Annotated in this window: 11 protein-coding genes and 1 pseudogene; all 12 read left to right on the top strand. The window is 43.2% G+C overall.

From position 1 onward, the window contains the following. The first annotated feature begins 7 nt into the window (after window positions 1–7). Window positions 8–1,609, top strand: coding sequence for a glycoside hydrolase (locus HMPREF9009_RS04655; protein WP_008641751.1), 1,602 nt, complete (start codon window positions 8–10; stop codon window positions 1,607–1,609). Between the two features lie 136 nt (window positions 1,610–1,745). Beyond that, window positions 1,746–2,900, top strand: coding sequence for an MFS transporter (locus tag HMPREF9009_RS04650; RefSeq protein WP_008649023.1), 1,155 nt, complete (start codon window positions 1,746–1,748; stop codon window positions 2,898–2,900). A gap of 12 nt (window positions 2,901–2,912) precedes the next feature. Next, window positions 2,913–5,012, top strand: a complete 2,100-nt coding sequence (locus tag HMPREF9009_RS04645; protein ID WP_049701574.1) for a glycoside hydrolase family 36 protein — start codon at window positions 2,913–2,915, stop codon at window positions 5,010–5,012. Further along, a complete protein-coding gene (locus HMPREF9009_RS04640) occupies window positions 5,009–8,518 on the top strand; it encodes an alpha-galactosidase (RefSeq protein WP_049701573.1) in 3,510 nt (1,169 codons plus the stop codon). Before HMPREF9009_RS04645 ends, HMPREF9009_RS04640 begins: the two co-directional genes overlap by 4 nt. A 37-nt stretch (window positions 8,519–8,555) precedes the next feature. Then, complete coding sequence (locus HMPREF9009_RS04635; RefSeq protein WP_049701572.1) at window positions 8,556–10,304, top strand: leucine-rich repeat domain-containing protein; 1,749 nt, start codon at window positions 8,556–8,558, stop codon at window positions 10,302–10,304. 28 nt (window positions 10,305–10,332) lie between these two features. Continuing rightward, window positions 10,333–13,572, top strand: a complete 3,240-nt coding sequence (locus HMPREF9009_RS04630) for a SusC/RagA family TonB-linked outer membrane protein (RefSeq protein ID WP_008641742.1) — start codon at window positions 10,333–10,335, stop codon at window positions 13,570–13,572. Between the two features lie 19 nt (window positions 13,573–13,591). Continuing rightward, on the top strand, window positions 13,592–15,430 hold the full coding sequence (locus HMPREF9009_RS04625; RefSeq protein WP_004310363.1) for a RagB/SusD family nutrient uptake outer membrane protein: 1,839 nt from the start codon (window positions 13,592–13,594) through the stop codon (window positions 15,428–15,430). Between the two features lie 12 nt (window positions 15,431–15,442). Beyond that, window positions 15,443–18,475, top strand: coding sequence for a SusC/RagA family TonB-linked outer membrane protein (locus HMPREF9009_RS04620; protein ID WP_009039092.1), 3,033 nt, complete (start codon window positions 15,443–15,445; stop codon window positions 18,473–18,475). Between the two features lie 11 nt (window positions 18,476–18,486). Further along, window positions 18,487–20,259, top strand: a complete 1,773-nt coding sequence (locus HMPREF9009_RS04615; protein ID WP_008776112.1) for a RagB/SusD family nutrient uptake outer membrane protein — start codon at window positions 18,487–18,489, stop codon at window positions 20,257–20,259. A 22-nt stretch (window positions 20,260–20,281) separates the two neighbouring features. Beyond that, on the top strand, window positions 20,282–21,352 hold the full coding sequence (locus HMPREF9009_RS04610; protein ID WP_008776113.1) for an endonuclease/exonuclease/phosphatase family protein: 1,071 nt from the start codon (window positions 20,282–20,284) through the stop codon (window positions 21,350–21,352). Window positions 21,353–21,357: 5 nt separating this feature from the next. After that, entirely contained in the window at window positions 21,358–22,653 is a 1,296-nt protein-coding gene (locus HMPREF9009_RS04605; RefSeq protein ID WP_004310359.1) for an acetylxylan esterase, read from the top strand. Window positions 22,654–22,848: 195 nt separating this feature from the next. Then, window positions 22,849–23,262, top strand: a pseudogene (locus HMPREF9009_RS04600) (two-component regulator propeller domain-containing protein); the annotation flags it as partial. Window positions 23,263–23,488: the final 226 nt, after the last annotated feature.

Genomic DNA, 23,488 nt, shown 5'->3' with positions numbered 1-23,488 from the left:
AATCAATATGGCAATGAAAATGACACATATCAGTAAAACTCTATTGAGTATTGTTTGCACACTTTGGGGAATGTCCGCCTGCTCGGATGATTATAACAAATATGACGATTGCCCGGCTTGCAACTATTATCCTGTTGCAGTAGGGAATTCAACAGGAACTCCGGTTCATGCTATCGGTGTCGAGATGGATCCACACTTCTTCTCACAAAACATCACCCGCAATGATGGTTCAAAGGCTGAAGATTGGGAAAATATAGTTGTACAACGGGTAAAGAAAATGAAAGTACAACAATTCCGAATCATGATGCAGCCACAATGGTGGGAACCCTCCAATGACAACAACGATCCTAATGTCGCGGATATGAGCAAATTCACTTTTGATTCGGAAGAAATGCAATCTGTATACAAAGTATTGGATCTGGCCCAGGAGAATAATATCGGAGTGACATTAGTCGTATGGGGAGCCATAACCAATATCGACTTACTATCAGGCATTAACAATGGTCAAAAGCATTTCTTGTGTGATGCACGAAGTTATAACGTTAATCCGGGTTGGATTGCCGGTATAGATAACTATGAAGAATTTGCTGAAAACTTCTCCACAATGGTGAAATACCTGATTGAAGAAAAGCATTATACCTGTATCAATCAAATTACTCCATTCAATGAACCTGACAGTCATATAGCAGGTTACGGCCGCATCATGTGGCAAGGTGATTTTGAAACCATGGGTTGGCAGGACACCTACGCCCCCATGGTGAAAGCACTGGATGCCAAGTTTAAAGCAGATGGAATACGCAGTAAGGTACACTTCAACCTTTCTGACAATACAGACGGTACACCCGGATATATCGCTGCCTGTGTTTCCGCTTTCACAAACGATGAAGCCGACCTGTATAACTCTCATGTATACAAGTTTGACTACAACACCCCTAATTCGACTCTCGTAAATTGGGAACGTCAAAATATAGCTTCTGCAGGAGGTAAAAGACATTTTGTTGGAGAATTCGGTTTTCCTGGATACGGAAGTGCCCGTCAATATGGTATAGACACGTATACGCGAGGGGTACAGATAATCCGCGTTGCTCTGAACTATCTGAATGCCGGTGCTTGCGGAGTAAGCTACTGGAGTCTGATCGATCAATATTATAACCGCAATGCCTCCTATTCGGAAATGCAGCAACTCGGTTTATGGAAATATCTAAAATCCGCTTATACCGAAGACCCAGATGTATATTCCAAAATCAAGGAAGACTACGAGGTACGTCCTCAATACTATGCATATAGTCTGTTGACACGTTTTGTCCGCCAGGGCGACGAAGTATATCCATTGGATCTCGGCGACGAGTTGATAGCCGGAAGTGCTTTTCTCAACACAGAGGGAAAATGGACGTATGTACTTTCCAACGCTACAGACAAAGACAAGATGATACAGTTGGAAAATGATAAAGAAGGTGCCAATGGAGAATACAATGTCTACAAATATATGGAAGGACGCCTACCGGAAGGTGATAATCTTATAGAATCAACAGAAACGGTCAACACGCAAGAGAATAACCTAAAACTTAAATTATCTCGTTCATCAATCAGGGTATTAGTACAAAAATAGAAGTATATACCCCCCATTTAGTGGGGATATATATACACCGTATTGGGCATATATATTCACCATGTTAGCCATATATATCCGCCGTGCTGGATATATATGCCCACCAACCAAGTAATTTATCATCAAAAGTACACGAATGAAAAAAGAAATATCCATAGTAAAAATGCTCTCCGTCATGTTCGGATTCTTCGTTATGGGATTTGTTGACATTGTCGGAATAACCACGAGCTATGTGAAGAATGATTTCAGCCATCTCACCGATACGATGGTTAATCTCATCTCTCTATCCTGTTTCTTGTGGTTCCTGGTGCTTTCTATTCCCACCGGAATGTTAATGAATCGCATCGGACGCAAGAAAACCGTATTACTTAGCTTCGCATTCCATGTATTAGCTATGTGCCTTCCACTCGTTGCATATGACTTTACCGCCATATTAATCGCATTTGCCTTGATAGGTATCGGTAACACTCTATTGCAAGTTTCACTCAACCCATTAGTAACGGATGTCGTTGCAAACGATAAGTTGACAGGTACATTAACCCTAGGACAATTTGTCAAAGCAGTCAGTTCATTCCTGGGTCCTATCCTGGCAGCTTGGGTGACTGGTAGTTTTTTCGGATGGAAAATGATATTCCCCGTTTATGCCGGACTGTCACTGCTCGCTTTGATATGGCTATGGCTTACCCCTATACAAGAAAAACAACAGGAACGGAAGAACATTTCTTTCAAAGTCACTCTTGAATTATTCAAAGACAAATACATTCTTGCTTTCTTTATCGGTATTCTCGTGCTGGTAGGTGTAGACGTAGGTATCAATATGACTTTCCCTAAATTCCTGATGGAACGTTGTGATCTACCACTGACAGATGCAGGAATGGGAAATAGTGTGTATTTCTTCGCCCGCACTGTAGGAGCCTTTTTGGGTGGTATCCTACTGATGAAATATTCAGAAAGTAAATTCTATATTTATAGCGTCTGGATAGCTCTCGCAGGATTGATACTGATGACCATTAGCACTAATCTCTGGTTTATCCTCGGATGTGTAGCAGTTTTCGGGATAGGATATGCCAATCTGTTTTCCATCATCTTCTCTCTGTCTTTGAAACGTGTTCCCGAGAAAGCGAACGAAGTATCTGCACTTCTTATCGTCGGTGTATCTGGCGGTGCCGTCCTCCCGCCTATTTTAGGAGTAATTACCGATTCATTCCACAGTCAGTTATCTGCAATCATAGTACTTGCCATTGTATGGTGCTATCTGATCGGAATAATGAGAAAAATAAAAACCACATAAACCTATATTCTAATGAAACATTTCAAGAAAATCGAATCGAAATTCCTGTTCTCATTACTGATTATGAGTGTGTGGAGCATCATAGCCGTGGGTCAGACGACGGCTAAAATCTCCAAACACATTCCTGAAATCGAAAAATGGATTCAGAAACAATTCGCTAAAGGAAAAACACCTCCGTTCTCGTTTATATGTGACGGGAAACCTTCCGCAGAATTTATCCGCCAATGGGACTATTCCCAGCAAAAGATAGAATCCGAAGAAGCGGATGTGATAAAGTATCTCTTTACCTACTACAATCCTACCAACGGACTGAAAGTAGAATGTACCGTAAAAGGCTATCCCAGTTATCAGGCTGCCGAATGGGTATTGAACTTCACCAACAAAGGTACGAGCAACTCTCCCACTCTGGAACAAGTGAAAGTAGTGGACCTTGCCATGCAATACGCTTCTAAAGGAGAATTCAAGTTACACTATGCAGACGGAAACCATATCTCCAAATATGATTTCCATCCACGTTCGGTTACTCTGGCAACGGGTGAAACCAAACAGATGTCTCCACAAGGAGGACGCTCTTCAGAAGGGGACTATCTTCCTTTCTTCAACATTGAATCACCTGCCGGACAGGGAGTCATATTAGGAGTAGGCTGGTCGGGCACCTGGTATGCAGATGTATGCGTACAAGATAATCGTACAATATCCATGGCTTCGGGAATGAAAACCATGAAATTATACTTACGTCCACAGGAAACAATTCGTACCCCAAGTATCAGTCTGATGTTTTGGGAAAATATCGACCGGATGGCAGGACACAATAAATTCCGCCGTTTTGTCCTGGCACACAAGTCACGGAAAATCAACGGAAAATTTGCCGAATATCCTCTTTCCAGCGGATTCAACTATCGGGACCCCGCACCTTGTACGGAATACTCATGCCTGACAGCCGATTATGCCATTGCCATGGTGAAACGTTACATACAGTTCGGATTGAAACCCGAAGTATTCTGGCTGGATGCCGGATGGAACACCGATGCTGCAGACTTCGAACATGGCAAGACCTGGGCCAACACAGCCGGTAACTGGACTGTAGATACATTGCGCTTCCCCAAAGGACTTCGTCCTGTAGCCGACGAAATACACAAAGTAGGAGCTAAATTCATGGTCTGGTTCGAACCCGAGCGTGTCATCCGTGGTACCCAATGGGCAGTAGAACACCCCGACTGGATGCTCGACATTCCCGAACACAACAATGACACCTACCTACTGTTCGATCTGGGAAATCCGGAAGCCTGCCACTGGATGAGTAAATATATAGGCGATATGCTCGAAGAAAACGGCATAGACTATTACCGTCAGGATTTCAATATGCAGCCGGATATCTACTGGGCAGCCAACGATGAGCCCGGACGTACAGGAATGAAAGAGATACGACACATCGAAGGACTATACTACTTCTGGGATTATCTGCTGAGCCGATTCCCGAACCTGCTCATAGACAACTGTGCCAGTGGGGGACGACGTATTGACTGGGAAACAATCGGCCGAAGCGCACCACTATGGAGGAGTGATTATTATCATTACGACGATCCGGACGGCTACCAATGTCACACGTATGGCCTGAATTTCTTCCTACCTTTACATGGAACAGGTAGTTTACAGACCGATCCGTATTCTTTCCGCTCAAGCGTCAGCACAGCTTTGATTTATAACTGGAAAATAACCGATAAAAATGCCTCCGTTTACGAAATGCAACGTTGTCTGAAAGAATTCCACGAAATCAGACCTTACTATTACGAAGATTATTACCCACTGACGGGTACAGAAGACATGACGCGGGATAATATCTGGCTAGCCTATCAAATGCATCGTCCGTCGGACGACAGTGGTATTATCGTTGCTTTCCGCAGAACCGCCTCCAAAGACAAAAAAATCACCGTCAGACTTTCAGGAGTGGATCCGGAAAAATACTATACAGTGACAGACATGGATAGCCGACAGAGCAAAATCTATCAGGGAAAAGAACTGACCAGTCAGTTGCCACTGATCCTCGAAAAGCCACATAGTTCCTTATTACTAAAATATAAAGTTACCAACGAAAAACCGAATAAAGAATGAAAAAAAGAATACTATATTATCTATTCATTCTGCTTCTGTTCCCTCATAATGGAACAGGACAGACGGTAGCCCGCATGAGCGACCGCCCGGTAAACACCAGCCAATGGATAACCACCCACTTTGCCCGCGGTGTGGTCCCTCCTTTCTCTTTCGAATATGGAGGTAAACCTTCACAGGAATTTATCAAAAGCTGGTCTTATACGGCTACGCGTCAGAAAAGTGACGATCCCAAGGTTCTGAAATACCTTTATACTTATCGTGAACCATCCGGAGGATTAAAAGTCGAATGTGAAGTGAAAGGCTTTACCGACTTCAATACGGTGGAATGGGTACTCCGTTTCACCAACCAGGGAAAGAAAAATACGCCGGAGATTGCCAACATAAAAGTGTCTGATATCACATTCCGCTACCAGCATCCGGGAGCATTCAACCTTCATCATTCCGAAGGCAGCCATGCATCCAAATCAGATTTCAGCCAGCAACTTACAATCTTGTCTCCGGGTGATAATCTTTATATGAGACCGGAAGGTGGACGCTCTTCACAAATGCGTATGCCATTCTTCAATATTGAATCTCCGGCTAATCAAGGAGTTATCGTAGCCATCGGATGGACAGGAACCTGGTTTGCCGATGTGCGCTGTGCAGACCAGCAAAGCGTAGCGCTTACCTCCGGAATTGAACGTTTGAAAACCTATCTGTATCCGGAAGAGAGCATCCGCACTTCCAGTGTATGCCTGTCATTCTGGAACGGTTCCGACCGGATGAAAGGACACAACCAGTTCCGCCGTTTCGTGCAAGCCCACCACACTTGGAAAGTAGGTGGTAAACCGACCGTATATCCAATATCGACCAGTTTCAACTACGGTGATCCTACTCCCTGTAATGAATATACCTGCCTGACTACAGATTATGCCATTGCTATGGTGAAACGGTATGAACAATTCAAATTAGTACCCGAAGTATTCTGGCTGGATGCCGGATGGTACAATCACTCTGCAGATGTAGCCAATCATAAGAATTGGGCGAACACCGTAGGAAACTGGACCGTCGACTCTATTCGTTTCCCCGAAGGATTACGCCCCATCGCCGACGAAGTGCATAGAGTTGGTTCCAAGTTCATGGTATGGTTTGAACCGGAGCGTGTTATGAAAGGCTCAGCTTGGGCACTGCAACACCCTCAATGGATGTTGGATGCCAGAGGAAAAGCCAAACAGGAAGACTGGACAAAAGATGGTGAGCACGACTCTTATCTATTCAATCTCGGAAATCCGGAGGCATGTCGATGGATGAGTAAATATATCGGAGACTTCCTCGAAGAAAATGGCATAGACTACTACCGCCAGGATTTCAATATAGAGCCGGAAGGTTTCTGGGCTGCCAATGATGAACCTGGCAGACAAGGTATCTGCGAAATCCGATACATTGAAGGACTTTATTCTTTCTGGGAATATCTGCTGAACCGCTTTCCGGGCTTGCTGGTTGATAATTGTGCCAGTGGCGGACGCCGTATTGACCTCGAAAGTATCTCACGCAGTGCACCGATGTGGAGAACAGATTACAGTTATGGAGAACCAATCGGCTATCAATGCCATACTTACGGATTGAACTTATACCTTCCCCTGCATGGTACAGGAACTGTGAGTGCCGATAAATTCACTTTCCGTTCCAGCCTCGGAACCTCTATTATCTACAACTGGAAAATAACCGAAGCCGGACAATCCATCTATGATATGCGCGACCGCCAGGCAGAGTTCAAAGAACTCCGCCCCTATTTCTATGAAGATTACTATCCGTTGAGTGGAATAAACAACATTACTTCGGAAAATATCTGGCTAGCATACCAACTTTATCGTCCGTCGGATGACAGCGGATACATCGTAGCTTTCCGCCGCAAAGACAATCCGGACAAGAGCTATACTGTCAATTTATCAGGGCTACACCCTGACCACACTTATATACTCACCAATAAAGATACAGGAGAAGCTATAAAGAAAACCGGTAAAGAACTGGCTAACGGCTTCACGCTGACACTGGATAACCCGCAAAGTTGTCTGATAATCAAATACCAAAGTTCAACAACTGCCATACAGAAACTTTCTGTAGGAAAGAAAACCGGTGTAAAGCTCCGTGCTATAGGTGCAGAACTAGATCCCCACTTTCTCTCACAAAATGTGACCCGCAATGATGGAGCTAAAGCTGAAGACTGGGATCGCATCGTTGTGAAACGTGTCAAAGAAATGGGACTGCAAAGCTTACGGGTGATGGTGATGCCACAATGGTATGAGCCAAAGAATGACAATCCGGATGCATCCAAAATCGACTGGCATAATTTCACTTTCAACTCTGTAGAAATGCAATCACTCTACAAAGTATTGGATATGGCACAAGAACAGAAAATGGAAGTCACCCTTGTACTTTGGGGAGCCCCTCCGGGACATTTCCTGGCCGAAGGGAATTATGGTAACTGGGTAGTAGCCCCGACTAACTATGAAGAATGGAGCGAGAACTTTTCCGCACTTGTACAACACCTGCTCAACAACAAAAAATACACGTGCGTCAAAGAGATTACTCCGATCAACGAACCAGATTGGTCATATATCATCAAAGGTAAAGCTGCTCCCACCGCCGACTATATTGAAATGTGTAAAGTACTCGACAGACGTTTCAAAGAGGATGGAATAAGAAATAAAGTACATTTCAGCCTTTCTGACAATTCAGACGGAGGTACAGGAACGCATAAATATCTGGCAGCCTGCACGAAAGGACTGGCGAACGTTGCTGACGTATTCAACTCCCACACCTATATCTTCGGCTACGAAACTCCGAACTCCACAATTCTGGATTGGGAAAAACAAAACTCTCAATTGGCCTCTTCAGTTGGAAAAGCCCATTTCATCGGTGAATTCGGAGGTAATCAATGCGTAGGTGCCACCAGACAAAAAGATATCGACTTGTATGAACGAGGAGTACTCATGACACGCATAGCCATCAATCTACTCAATGCAGGAGCAAGCGGTGTTAGCTATTGGAGCCTGATAGACCAATACTATGGTAAGGATGCAGACTACGGAGCAATGCAGCAACTGGGTTTATGGAAGTATGTAAAGAAAACATACGCTTCGGAACCATACTACAACGATATCAAAAGTGATTACGAGGTACGCCCACAGTACTATGCCTATTCTCTGTTGACACGTTTCATACGCCCGGGAGCTGAAATCTATCCGATAGCAACACCGGAAGAATGGTATGCAGGAACTGCTGTTCGAAACACAAATGGCAAATGGGTATATGTTTTCGCCAATGGAATGGACCAGGAGAAAGCAATAAGCCTCATCAACCAACATACGCAAACCAAAGGGAATTATCAGGTTTACCGTTATATCAAAGACGGTTTACCTACCACAGACCAAATGTTGGCTCCGGACGCCCAGCCTCTCAAAGTGAACGATAAAATTCTATGTTTACTTCCGGCTCATTCTGTGATCGTCTTAAAACAAGAATAACTATGTACTCTATTTATTCATTAAACAAATAGTATTTATGAAAACACATTTCTACATTTTATTAATGCTTGGAATGGTATTCCTTTTGGGATGTGAAGACGAAAAGTTAGGCACAGACCTAGGAGTAACCAATGTAGTGCTTCCGGATATTTCGGAAGAATCCCTGGGCACAGAGATTACCATTCAGGGAAATGGCTTTATCGACTGTGATGTACTGGCTCTTTCTCCCCTTTCAGGAGGAACCGAACAGCCCATCTACATGGAAACCAGAGAAGTACAATCCGATCATATCACGGTACTTTACCCCTCTACGGCCACCAAAGATTCTTATGGACTTGTATTGGTACGCGGTAGCAAAATGCGAACATTAGGCGTCATCAACAGTACTGTTGGAGTTATGCCCGACGAAAACCTGCGTAATGCCTTGTCTGCTCTTTTCCCTGATATATTTAAAGGAGAAAAGATATCTTCCAGTGCTAAATATGTCACTTTCACTGATGGCACACTAAATATCAGCGATAAAAATATCACTTCTCTGGAGGGACTCGAATATTTCAGCAACATTCGGAAACTGATCTGCAACAATAATGATATCAGTGAAATTCCTGCAGAAGTACTATCCAGACTGTCTGAACTGACTGCACAAAACACTGGTCTGACCAAACTGGAACTAGCCACTTCGGAACAGCCGAACACGACATTGGTATCTCTCAACATAGATGGAAGTACCAAACTAGAATCTGTCGACCTGTATTATTGTTATAACATTGAGAAGTTCTCTGCTCTAAACTGTAAACTGGTATATCTGGATGTACGCAATTACCACAGTATCTATGGCGGATGTCTGAACTACAACAGCACAGACTTCAAATTTACTTTCAGCGATGACGCAAGTAAAGAACGACTCCTGAAAATGGAATCCTGGTGGATGGACTCATACTACAGCAATAGCGGTTCTATCGTAGATGCCATCAATAATGGAGTGACAGTGGAAGGGTACGACTGGATGCACGACTATCCCGATGGAAACAACAACTACTATTACAGTTACGGAAAATATCAGAAGACAATGAAAAAGTATGGAGAAATTCCTGATATCAATCTACGAAACGCACTCAAAGCATTGGTTCCGGATGTATTCGATGGAGATAAAGTTCTGACAGTGGCTGCTCTGAATACTGAATACTTCAAGAATAACACGACCCTTGATCTTAGCAATAAGGGAATCACTAATCTGGAAGGACTACAATACTTCTGCGGATACAAAAACCTCATTCTGGATGGAAATAATCTGGGAGAAATCGATCTTAGTAAATACGCAATCAGTACCAGCTACACGGCAGGTCCGGTAGATGAGAAAGGAATTCAGACTTTCAGTGCCAAGAATGCAGGATTAACCAAATTCATTTCTGGCGATCAGTATATGATAACCTCTATAGATGTGAGCAACAATCCGGGATTAGCATATCTGGATATAAACCGGTGCAAATCCATCACATCACTAAATGCATCCGGTTGTCCGCTCACTTATGTTGATCTGCGTAATCTGGCAGGTACTTATTCCGTACTAGGTTATTCCGGTGGAGCTGTAGATGCCTCAAAAGTTCAGTTCTCATTTACCGACAGCTCTTCAACTCAAAGGAAGCTACTAGTAGAAGAATGGTGGATGGATAGCCCATGGAATGGCACAAGCCCATGTATTACCGCAAAGAATCAAGGTGTCCGGATAGAACGCTATGAATACATAGGATACGACAAGGATAAAATGTTGAGTTCATTTAATTAGACAGAAAACAATCTTAAACGTTATAGTTATGAAAAAAAGTTATTGGCTATACAAAATGTGCCTGTTGCTTGGGTTGGGAATCTGTATTCCCGTTACAGGAAATGCATCGGATATCGGAGATGCTACCCTGACACAGCAACAGTCTAAAATAACAGCCTCTGGAGTCGTCGTAGACGAGTCCGGTGAAAGCCTGATCGGAGCTTCCGTCATAGAAAAAGGAGCAGCAACGAATGGTACTATTACAGACATAGACGGTCGTTTCTCTTTATCGGTTGCCCCCAACGCTATACTGGAAATCAGTTATGTAGGTTATCAAAAGCAGGACATTCCTGCTAAAAAAGACATGCGTATCATCATGCATCCGGACGTAGCGAACCTGGAGGAAGTTGTAGTGGTAGCTTACGGTACCCAGAAAAAGGTTTCTGTCATCGGTTCCGTAGCTTCCATTGATCGAAAAGATTTGATGAAATCCTCATCGCCCAACCTAAGTTCCGCTTTATCCGGAAAACTCCCAGGATTGACAACTATCCAGACCTCCGGTGAACCGGGACGTGACGAAGTCACCATGTTCCTGCGTGGTGCTGCCACTACAAACGGAACAAACCCATTAATTATGGTAGATGGAGTAGCTGTAGACGATATGCGATCTATCGACCCGAACGAGATTGCTAATATCTCCGTATTGAAAGATGCTTCCGCAACAGCAGTATTCGGAGTACGTGGTGCCAACGGAGTGATAATGATTACCACTCGTAGAGGTGAAAAAGGAACTGCCCGTATCAGTGCCAATGTAGAATTCAGCATGCAGGAAATCGCTTTCAAGCCCGAACGTCTGGATTCATGGGACTGGGTCAGACTTCGCAATGAAGCACTCGTGAACGACGGAAATTCCGCTGAATTCCTCGGGCCGGACATTGATAAGTTCGACTCATGGAAAACAGGTAATCCTGTAGACCCGGATTTTTATCCGAATAATAACTGGCAAGATATCTTGTTCAGAGATTATGCTCCCATGACCAGAGCCAACATGAACGTTTCGGGAGGTTCGGACAAACTTCAATACTTTGTAAGTGCAGGCTATCTGCATCAGGGAGGTATGTTCAACGTAGAACCTAAATCCAAGTTGGGATACAATGCCCAGTCTTCATTAGACCGCTACAACTTCCGCTCAAATATCGACTACAAAGTCAATAAGTCGGTAAAGATTAACTTAAACGCTTCCTCTTATCTGGAACGGATCAACGGAACTTCCGCAAGTATGTCAAGTGTATTCAACAGCGCTTTGACCTCACGCCCTACTTCCATGTATCTCACCCCGGAAGGTGCATACGCTACTGATGCTATACGTACTTTCCCTATTGGTGCCGGATTATCCGTAGAAGATCCCGCCAACAATTCATTGAGTGCATATCCGCTAATCAACCGTTCGGGCTATCAACTGGAAACCAGATCGGGAATCAATGTTATCGGAGGAGTAGAAATAGATTTGGGATTTATCACTAAAGGGCTCTCTGTCAAAGGCCAGGTATCTTTCGACTCCAAAGGATTTGGGAAAACAATCGGAAAACGTTCCTATACCTGGTATACGTATCAGACATTAGCTTCAGGAGAGCATTTGTTTATCAATCGCCATCCTAGCCTGGAGGACGAAGACGGCCCGATTGAACTCACAAAGTCTTCCGAATCTTATTGGGTTATGAACTTACAGGGACAAATCAACTATAACCAGACCTTCGCCGGAAAGCATAATGTCACTGCTATGTTTCTAGCTCAACGGGACATCAAAGAATCCAAAGAAACATCCGGTGACCTACTGCTTCCTTACAACGTCATCGGTATTGCCGGACGTGCAACTTATGACTATGACAGACGTTATTTTGCAGAGGTCAACGTAGGTTATAACGGCTCTGAACAATTTTCACCGGACAAACGATTTGGTCTCTTCCCGGCTGCCTCTTTCGGTTGGCTGATTACTAATGAGGGCTTCCTTCAGGATAATCCGGTTTTGACCAATCTGAAGTTAAGAGCTTCTTGGGGAAAAGTTGGTAACGACGCCTTCGGTTCAGCCCGTTTCCTTTATCTGGATAATATCAGTCAATATTCCGTAGTCACCGACAGTAAAGGAGATCATTGGTTATCCCCAAGCTTGGGATATGCTTCCAATGGTTCCGGTTGGGGACAAGGTTACAAGATAGCCGAAAACTACATAGGAAACAAAAGCATCACATGGGAAACAGCTGAAAAACAGAATTATGGTATAGACATATCCTTGTATCATGATCTTTCCTTCTCATTTGACTACTTTGTTGAAAAAAGAAAAAATATTCTGATTATCCCGCAGACTACTCCTATGATTCAAGGTCTTCCCTCATCCGCTCTTCCACTGATGAACGATGGTGAAGTAAAGAATCAGGGATTCGAAATGGTCCTCGGATATCAGAAACAATTCAAAAACGGGCTATCTGTTTCTGCTAATGCAAACTTCAGTTATGCCAAAAACAAAGTATTGGAATATGACGAGCCACTATTAGGTAAGGATTATGCTTATCGCACCCGCACCACCGGCTTCTCATTAGGACAAAACTGGGGATATATCATCGACCACAGCTATGATCCTGAAAAAGGGCGTGACGGCACAGGATTCTTCTATAGCGACGAGAGTATTGCCAAGAGCGGACTGACTTATGAAGGTGTAGGAACACCGGAACCCGGAGACTTTATTTATAAAGATCTCAACGGAGACGGTGTCATCAATGACCGTGACAAGGCTCCCATTGGCTATTCCTCCCTATTGCCTCGCATCAACTACGGTTTCTCTTTATCTGCCAACTGGAAAGGATTCGATGTTTCTATCATGTTGCAGGGAGTAGGCCAATACAGCAAGACTTATTCAGGAGCCGGTATTTATGAAAGCAGCGGCAACTTTTACAAGATGCACATGGAACGTTGGAGCGAAGAACGCTATAATAATCACGAAAAGATTACGTATCCTCGTCTGTCCAGCAGTGGCGGCCCGAGCTTGCAGCCCAACGACTTCTTTATCATGGATGCCTCATATATACGTCTGAAAAATGCAGAAGTAGGATATACATTACCGGAAAGCATCAGCAAGAAAATCGGTGCTTCCAATGTACGTTTCTATTTAAGTGGTAACAACTTGTATACATGGACTCACCTGAAGACTGACAGCTTCGATCCCGAACAAAACAGTCCGGCAGCCTATCCAACAATGCGTACGTACAATGTAGGTTTAAATATTACATTTTAACGGCTAAAACAAAACCGATATGAAAAAAAGATTGATTTATATATGCATGTTTGCTTCCTTGCTCACATTCAGTTCTTGTAATGAAGCGTTGGATGTAGCTCCCGACGGAAGATTATCACTGGACGAAGTATTCCAAGATCCCGATCTGACTAAAGCTTATTTCAGTACTTGCTTTGACTATCTGCCTAAAAAGAGTTTACGATATCATTTCTGGAGCAACTATCCCGTAGCACTTAGTGATGAAGCGTGGGATTGCACGGATGGTTCCGGTGCCGGCTTTGCACATGCCGCATCCGGCAACTGTACCACCACCGACTTCTATCTCGACGTTCGCAGAGATATGGGTGACACCTACTCAGAAGGAGGATACTGGCAGTTATACTGGGGGCAAATCCGTATTATCAACACATTCCTCCAACGGGCAGCCACCGCCGCCATACCAAGAGAAAGCGACCGTGACCGTTGGGTAGCAGAGGCTCATGTACTCCGTGCTTATTTCTATATGGAGTTACTGAAATGGTATGGTCCTGTGCCTATTGAGAAAGAGCCATACGGTTTAGACTATGATTATTCAACTCTATCACGTCCTACTTTCGAAGACTGTGCCCGATTCATTGTAGATGATTGCGAAATAGCTTTGCAATCCAGCAACCTCCCTTGGCGACTGACAACACTCAACGAGAAGATCAGAATGACCAAAGGTATCGCAATGGCTATCCGTTCCGAAGCATGTCTATTCGCAGCCAGCACTTACAACAATGGCGGCAAAGATCTTTGGGAATGGGCTTACACAATCAACAAAGACTGTCTGGAACAGCTGAAAGCCAATGGATATGAATTGTATACTAAATGTGCGGATACTGAAAAGTACTATAACAATGCTTATATGGAGTACTTTACGCTCAATAACTATATCGGAACAGATCCCAGTGATAAAGAAACAATCTGGCAAAGTACCGAAGGCTATTGGCCCGACCCATACACCAATCCTTTGTATGACGTTATCGGAGCTCCGGTATTGGGAAACGCTCAATTAACTATTGTTCCTTCCCAAGAATTAGTAGACGCCTATGATATGCTAGCAACAGGAAAGCCTGTACTGGATTTATCGAAACCTTATAACGATGAGAAGCATCTGTCACCTAATTATAACCCTAATAGCGGTTATGACCCAGCCAACCCTTATAAGGGACGTGATCCTCGTTTCCAGGCTACAATTTTTTATAATAACAGTCCTGTGCTGTTAGGAAAGGAACCGGCAGTAGTAGAAACGTACGTGGGAGGAAATAGCGAAATCCGTACAAGTGGAAATACGAATACACGTACCGGTTATTATTGGAGAAAAAGAATGGTAAACGGTAACTGTAAGGCAGCCGGAGTGGCTGGATATGATGGCCGTTTCCGTTTTTACCGATTAGGCAAAATTTATCTGAATGCCGCCGAAGCCGCTATTGAAAGCGGACACCTTACCGAAGGCCTGGAATGGATCAATGAAATCCGTCATCGCGCAGGTTTTGATCCTTCGGTTGATCTGTCGACAAACGACAAGAACGAAGCTCGTTTATTGGTACGCCACGAACGCCAGATAGAGCTGGCTTGTGAAGAAGACAGATATTTCGATATCCGCCGTTGGACACCCGCCAATGAGAATATGGAAAATGAGAAGTTTACCACAGGTATGAGAATCACCAAAAATGGAAACTCATTCTCTTATGAAAGAATCAATCTAGGAACAGACGGCAGCAAACCGAGCAAAATGAGTTATGAAAAGAAATGGCACGTATATCCTATCCCTGCCAATGAAGCAGCCGTATTGGAAGGCACGACAGGACAGACGTGGCAAAATGCAGGATGGTAATCATAAAACAGAATGTATATGAAAAACAGAATAATCACACTTTTGTGCATCGTATGCCTGTTCACAGGCAATGAAGTATGCCGGGCACAAGTGCAAGAAGTTATATCCGGTGTGGTGCGGAATGAGAGCAACGAACCTTTAGACGGCGCAATCATTTCTGTCCCGGACAATCCCGAATACACCACAAGCAGTGATAAAGACGGAAAATTCATCATGGAGATTCCGTCGGGAGCCAGTATGGTCATTTGTAAGATTCCGGGATATCGGAACCAGACAATGAAATTCACTCTGAATAAACCGGTAGAGTTTTGTCTGATATCAGACATCGCCGGTCAGGATACATCTCTCGAAGTAGCCATGCTGCAGAAAGAGAGAAAAGGAGGTTATACAGGAGCAATCTCTACCGTTCAGGGAGAAGAGTTAGTTAAAACACCTAATAGCGGATTTTCAGCTACGCTGACCGGACGCTTGGCAGGATTGACTTCTATCCAATCCACCAGCACACCAGCCGATGATGCAACAACGATGTATATACGTGGTCTGAATTCCATAAACGGTAATTCACCTTTGGTTGTACTCGATGGAATTCCGGCTCCATTATTCGATATGAATACACTCGATGCCAACACTGTAGAATCTGTCAGTATTCTGAAAGATGCCGCAGCTAAAGCATTATATGGTCCGCGAGCTTCTTCCGGAGTAATTCTTATTACTACAAAAAGAGGCGAAATAGGACGTACTAAAGTAAATGTGAACATGGACTTCTCCATACAACAGGCTACCCAGCGTCCTAAAATAGTAAGTACCGGTGAATACGCACAAATGCGTAACCAGGCCTTACTCAATGACGGTGGCACTCCACTCTATTCTTTATATGAAATAGCCGGGTTTACAGATGGAACTATGCCGGGACACGACTGGTATGACACTTTCATGAATGATGCAGCCAGTATGCAACGTTACAACGTAAATATCAGCGGAGGTAACAACCGGGTTAAATACCTTGTTAATGCCGGTTATCTTCACCAAAACAGCCTGATTGATGCAGAGAAGAATGATAATTATAATCCTGCACTCAAATTGCATCGCTTCAACATTTTAGCTAATGTGGACGTCACTCTGCATCGTTATCTAAACTGTTTCCTTAACACAAATGTCACTATCGACCGGATAAATCAAGGATACAACGGGACAGGAGATATCATGAATTCGATCTATCAGATGGCCCCCACCGTACCTGGACCTATCACCGAAGACGGAAAAGTGATTACTGCAGAATACAATGAATATCCTACTTACGGACTTATCAACCGCTCCGGATATAGCCATCAAACAGGTATCAATCTGAACGTCGCTTATGGAATGAATCTGGATCTGGGATTCCTCACTAAAGGATTGAGCGTAAAAGGAATAGTAGGTTATGAAGCAAACTATGACGGAACAATCTATGGTTCTACTGACTACGCACGTTATGCAGCCAATGGCAGCGGACTTTTCGGTACTCACACCACTCTTCCTCTAAGTTTAAGTAAGACCGCTAATATGCGCTACTTTATCAACTTCCAAGGGTTCATCAACTATAATCGTATTTTTGGAGGCAAACATGAAGTAGATGCATTTGTCAGCTATTTCAATGAGAATATGATGAAAAACGGTGATCTCCCATACGATCGTTTGTCATTAATGGGACATGTGAAATACGGCTATGATTCACGGTACTATATACAGGGAGACTTTACCTATGATGGCACAGAACAGTTCAAACCGGGTAACCGTTTTAAATTCTTCCCGACAGTATCTGCCGCTTGGGTGGTATCCAACGAAAGTTTCCTGAAAGACACAGATTGGTTGTCCTTCCTCAAAATACGCGCATCTGCCGGCTGGCTGGGCAATGACCAGATATCTGACACCCGTTTCCTGTATGCTACAGATGTACGTTATAAAGATGCAGGTTACTTACTAAGCAACTACTATGGCTTTCATACTGTAGAAGGTATGCAAGGTAATCCGTATATCCATTATGAAGAATCTTTCCAGCAAAATTACGGAATAGATGTTACCTTATTCAACTCACTAGGTATCACATTTGATTATTGGAACGTGAAACAGACCCAAATGGCTATCCAAAATAACAGTGTATCTTCTGCACAAGGTATCGCCAGTGAAAATCTGCCATTTGAAAATCTGGGTAAGATGAACAACAAAGGATTTGATCTTGAACTATCTTATATCAAGAATCTGAAATGTGGATTAAGAATGACTATCAGAGGGAATATGGGATACAATAAAAATGAAGTAACTGACATAAAAGAGTTGAACCGTACCGCCAGCGGATATTACTATCCATATCGTAAAACCGGCTATTCTGCAGGACAACAGTTCGGATATCTGATTGACTATTCCAACGGAAACGGCTACTATAATAGCCAGGAGGAAATAGATAAAAGCGGTCTGCGATTCTCTGGTGCTTCTCCGCGCCCAGGTGATTTCATTTACAAAGACTTAAATAACGACGGAAATATAGATGAGCGTGACCAGGCACCGATGGACAAAGCCCAGACACTACCTACACTTTCTTATGGTGGTTCTATTCAACTGGAATACAAAAACTTTGACTTGTATGTTCAGTTACAAGGTGTATCAGGTACAGCAGCCTATTACAGTGGATGCGGTATCTTCGATAATGCTTACCAAGGAGTGTACACAGACCTGCACCGTAATGCCTGGACAGCAGATCGCTATGCGGCAAATGAAAAAATCAGCTATCCGGCTTTGACCACAGGAAGCTCTTCAAGTCTCCAATCGAATGAATTCTTCTATTCCAAAAATAACTATATGAGATTGAAGAATGTAGTATTAGGTTATACACTTCCTAAACGTTGGAGCAGTAAGCTGAAACTGGAGAAAATGAGATTCTATATCAGCGGAGCCAATTTGTTGACCACCTCATCTCTCAAGTTCGATAATCTGGACCCGGAACAATATTCCTACTCTGTATACCCCATTTACAGAACATTTAACATAGGACTTAACCTGAATTTCTAAAGACTGAAGTTATGAAAATAAATAAAATCATATCAGGAGTATTCTCCTTACTCATATTATCCTCATTCATAGGATGTACTGAAATTGAAGATCATCCGGACGGCCGTACGGATTACAGCGATTTGTTTACCACGAACCGTAAAACGTATACTTATATGAATCAATGTTATGGATGGATTCTGAATTACGGAATGAACTATAACTATACCATGCTAGCTGGTTGTACGGATGAAGCCAAAGATTCCTGGGAACTACAGAACGGAGTTACCCGCAAATGGAATGAAGGACAATTATCTCCCTTCAGCAATCCGCTGGAGGGCATCGAAGGAAATCCGGAAAACTACAATTATTATTATCAAGGGATTCGTGCCTGCAACATCTTTCTTGCCAATATCCCTACTGCCAGTGTCTACTCGGAAGATATACGTAACAGTTTCAAGGCACAGGTACTTACATTACGCGCTTTCTATTATCTTCAATTGGTGAAACGTTATGGAGGTGTTCCCATCATAACAACTCCCGACTACGATTATACCAAGGTTAAAAGAGGTACATTTGGCGAGTGTGCCCGCCAAATATTAGCTGATTGTCAGGCTGCTATTGATATTCCCACTGTTGAAGAATGGGGATGGCGTTCCTTAGATAAGGAGAACTACCGTCACGTTATGACAAAAGCCATCTGTGCAGCCATCCGTTCACAGATATCACTCTATGCAGCCAGTCCTCTGTACAATGACGGAACAATCACTTGGACAGAAGCCGCAGAAATTACTAAAAAGTCTCTGGATGACTGTCTGGCGAACAATTATGAACTTTATAAGAAACAGCCGAATGCTACAGCTGGTTATTCTCCTTATGATGTGTATTTCTATTCGCGCACTGACTTGCCGGTAGTTAATGACAAAGAAACCATTATGGAAGTTGGACAAATGTATATGTGGAATTATGCTGGCCTGCCAACTACCGACGGCCAGACAGATGCCGGTGCGTGTCCGTCGCAAGAGCTACTTGATGCCTATGAAGTTGTGAACGGTGACATGACAGAATCTTATCCTCTGCTCAATTTAGAGAGCCCTTATCTAGATGCCAATCATCTGCAGCCTAACTTGAATTCGGCTGTTCAAGGTCTCTACAATCAAGCCAAACCGTATGAGAACCGTGATCCGCGTCTTAAAGCTTCTATTTATTATGATGGTTCCAAACTAAACCTGGAAACCGGTGCACTACTCTCAACCAAGACAGGAGGAAACTGTGCACTTGATCCCAGTAATGCACGTTACACCTGTACCGGCTATTATACACGTAAGTTCTCGCATTATAAATCCGGACGTTCCGGCAATCTGGATGGCTACTTCAAAGAGTTCCGCCTGGCTGAATTATATTTGAATTATGCAGAGGCAGCTAATGAAGCATCCACTACCGGAACTGTACCCAATGATGCGGTAGACGCAGTCAATGCAGTACGTTCCAGAGTAGGTATGCCAGGCATTCCTTACGGATTATCCTGTGATCAGTTTCGTCTGCGAATCAGGAACGAAAGACGCGTAGAACTTGCTTTTGAAGAACACCGCTTCTTTGATGTACGCCGTTGGAAGATACTGGATCAAACAGATAAAGTAATCACCGGAATGAAAGCAAACTCAGATGGAAGTTACTCCCGTTTTGTAGTAGATAATAACCGAAAAGCATATAGTGAAAAATTCCTATTATATCCAATACCGGGTGACGAAGCAATCCGGTTACAGAATGCTTCAGGAACTAACTGTCAGAATCCGGGCTGGTAATCAAATCTAAAAAATACAGATTATGCAAAAGTGGTTATTAACTATTATTATTGCCATACTTCCTGTTATCACTGCATGTTCTAAAACCGATACGGAAGTATCTGTACCGGAAGAAGAAACAGGAAAGAAAACAGAGATTAAGTTCCTTCAACTCAACTTATGGGTGGAGTGTACCAAGGTGGAGCATGCTCCGGAATATCTGATAGAACAGATTGCTACCCTACAGCCAGACATTGCTACATTTTGCGAATTATATAAAGGTCCACAAGACGATCCCGTGATGCCTAAACTAATGCAAGGGCTTAAAGATAAGGGACTCATCTATTACGATGCACGAATAGACGGAAGAGCGGTCATATCAAAATATCCGTTCAAAGAGACAGAACGCATCAACAAATGGATGTTCAAAGCGATTCTGGATGTCAATGGGAAACGAGTGGCCGTTTACCCGGCACATTCAGAGTATCGTTACTACACCTGTTACTATCCCCGGGGATACAATGACGGTAGCGTTAATTGGGATAAACTTCCGGCTCCTATCACTGATGTAAACAAGATACTTGCTGTCTGCGAAGAATCAGACCGTATAGAATCCGCCCAAGCTTTTATCAACAACGCTGCCAAAGAGCTAGAGCAAGGAGCACTCGTGTTTTTTGCCGGAGATCTGAATGAGCCTTCTTATCTGGATTGGCAGGCCGATACAAAAGATCTATTCGATCATCGCGGATGTATCGTCAATTGGGGAACTTCCAAATTGTTGGTTCAACGGGGATATAAAGATGCCTACCGGGTAATTCATCCCGATCCGGTGAAATGTCCAGGATTCACTTTTCCAGCAGACAATAAATCAGTCATTCCAGAGAATCTCTCATGGGCACCGGAGGCAGATGAACGCGAACGAATTGATTTCGTTTACTATTATCCAAATAAAAATCTACAAATAAAAAGTGCCCAGATAGTAGGTCCAACAGGCTCTATTGTACGCGGACAAAGAATAGAAGAACAAACCAAAGATCCAATCATTCCGCCCGTAAACAATCAGTGGCCAAGCGATCATAAAGGAGTGCTGATTACGTTTTATATCAAAGAGTAATTACAATGATTAACAGGATGCAAAAGTGGATATACGTCATTATACTCCTGACCGGATACTCAATAAGAAGTTATACACAGAAGACCATAAATCTCAATATTCCTGTTGAGCAAAACTGGATGTTCGATAACGAACATCCAGTACGCTTCATGCTGGAATTGACATCTGCACAGTCAGGTTTTTCGGATAGGATACGCATGGACATTGCAACAGATTTCGGCAATGCTGTATCGTCTACCTTTATAACCTACTCTTTCGGAACAGATTCGATAGCTCCCGGTGGAGGCTTTCGCAGTCGTGCATCAGTCACTCTCACGAATCTCACTCCCGGATTTTACCAGGTTTGTTTCATTGCCGGCACCGACACTCTGAAACATTTCTTCTTTGGATACGAAGCCGAACAGATTTTATCCAAACCGGATGGTCCCCCTAACTTAAAAAGATTTTGGAATAAAACCATCACCGAACTTAAACGTGTACACCCTGCCTATAAAATGACACGTCTACCTGAATCTTCGAAGCCAGAGCGTGATGTTTACGAAGTAGAAATGCGCTCGCTTGAAGGAGAAATCTTACGGGGGTATTGGGCAGTCCCAACAGATGGTCAGAGTCATCCGGCCGTAGTGGTTTATCAAGGTTATGATGCCGTCACCTGGATTCCCAGTCCCGACGACTATCCCGGTTGGTGTATCTTGGTCATTCCACCCCGTGGACAAGGCCTCAACAAACCTTATAACCGCTTTGGTGAGTGGATTGCTTTCGGACTGGATTCACCCAAACATTACTATTACAGAGGTGCTTTTGCTGATACAGTCCGCAGTATTGATTTTATTTTTGCTCAGCCATGCTTTGACGGACAAAACCTTTTTGCTACAGGTATTTCGCAAGGTGGAGCGCTCACACTAGCAGCAGCGTCACTCGACCATCGTATTTCCGCAGCTGCGCCTATCGTACCCTTTCTGTCAGACTATCCCGATTATTTCCGTTTGGTTCACTGGCCTGCCAACTTGGTATTCGAAGGAGCTGCCCGGCAGAATATTGACAAAGATAAAATATTCTCATTACTAACTTACTTTGACTTGAAGAATCTGACCGGATGGATCAAATGCCCAGTATTAATGGGATTCGGACTTCAGGACAACATTACACCACCACATACAAATTTTGCAGCATACAATCACATCCGTACACCTAAACGCTGGATATGTTACCCTACATCAGGACACTTTGCAGCTTATGAGAACATGGACTCATGGATTGCTGAAAGTACTCGTTTTTTCAATCAGTATGTAGTGTGGTAATAATCTGAACTGATAAAAACGAAACAGGCACAAACACTATAACAAGAGGTTAGTTAGGTTAGAAACCAGAAGAGTAATTCTGTTAAATAGAATTCTCTTCCGGTGTTTTATAGTTACTTTCTTCTAATAAGATTCACTGAAATCGAATAAAAACAATATATTTGCATAGATGTAAACACCTTAAAAAATAAATTAGTGAGAAAAGTAATTCTTTTATTTCTGCTATTTTTAAGCGTAGCTGGAGTCCGCACACAAGGTCAAAACATCACTTTTAGCCACTTGACCACGGACGACGGACTCTCCCAATTTTCTGTCAATAGCCTTTATATTGATGAACGGGGGATTATATGGATTGGCACGCGTGAAGGACTGAACCGGTATAACGGTAACGATATCAAAAGTTTCAAACTTAATAAAAACGATCCGAACAGTTTGTTCAGCAATACAGTGCTGCGTATCACCGGAAACAAAAACGGGAAGGTATACCTGCTCTGTACGGACGGGGTAGCAGAGTTCGATCTGACCACACAAAGATTCAAAACGTTGCTGCAAGGCAATGTGGATGCTATTTATTTCAACGAGAAATTATATATCGGGAAAAGAGAAGAACCTTAATTCCGCAACACTATTATAAAATATTTTTTTTAAGTACCTGAGCAACAAAAAGTTGCTCAGGATTTTGCCATGTCAGAGGATTCACTTAACTTAGTGTTGCAAAAAAATAATCAAACAAAACCTCATCAGGCATGGCAAAAATGCAAATAAAATCCGAGAAGCTCACTCCTTTTGGAGGAATATTTTCAATCATGGAGCAATTTGACTCCACATTGTCATC

The organism is Bacteroides sp. 3_1_13, assembly GCF_001185845.1.
GTDB lineage: Bacteria > Bacteroidota > Bacteroidia > Bacteroidales > Bacteroidaceae > Bacteroides > Bacteroides xylanisolvens.
This window is presented reverse-complemented; position numbering and strand designations above follow the sequence as displayed.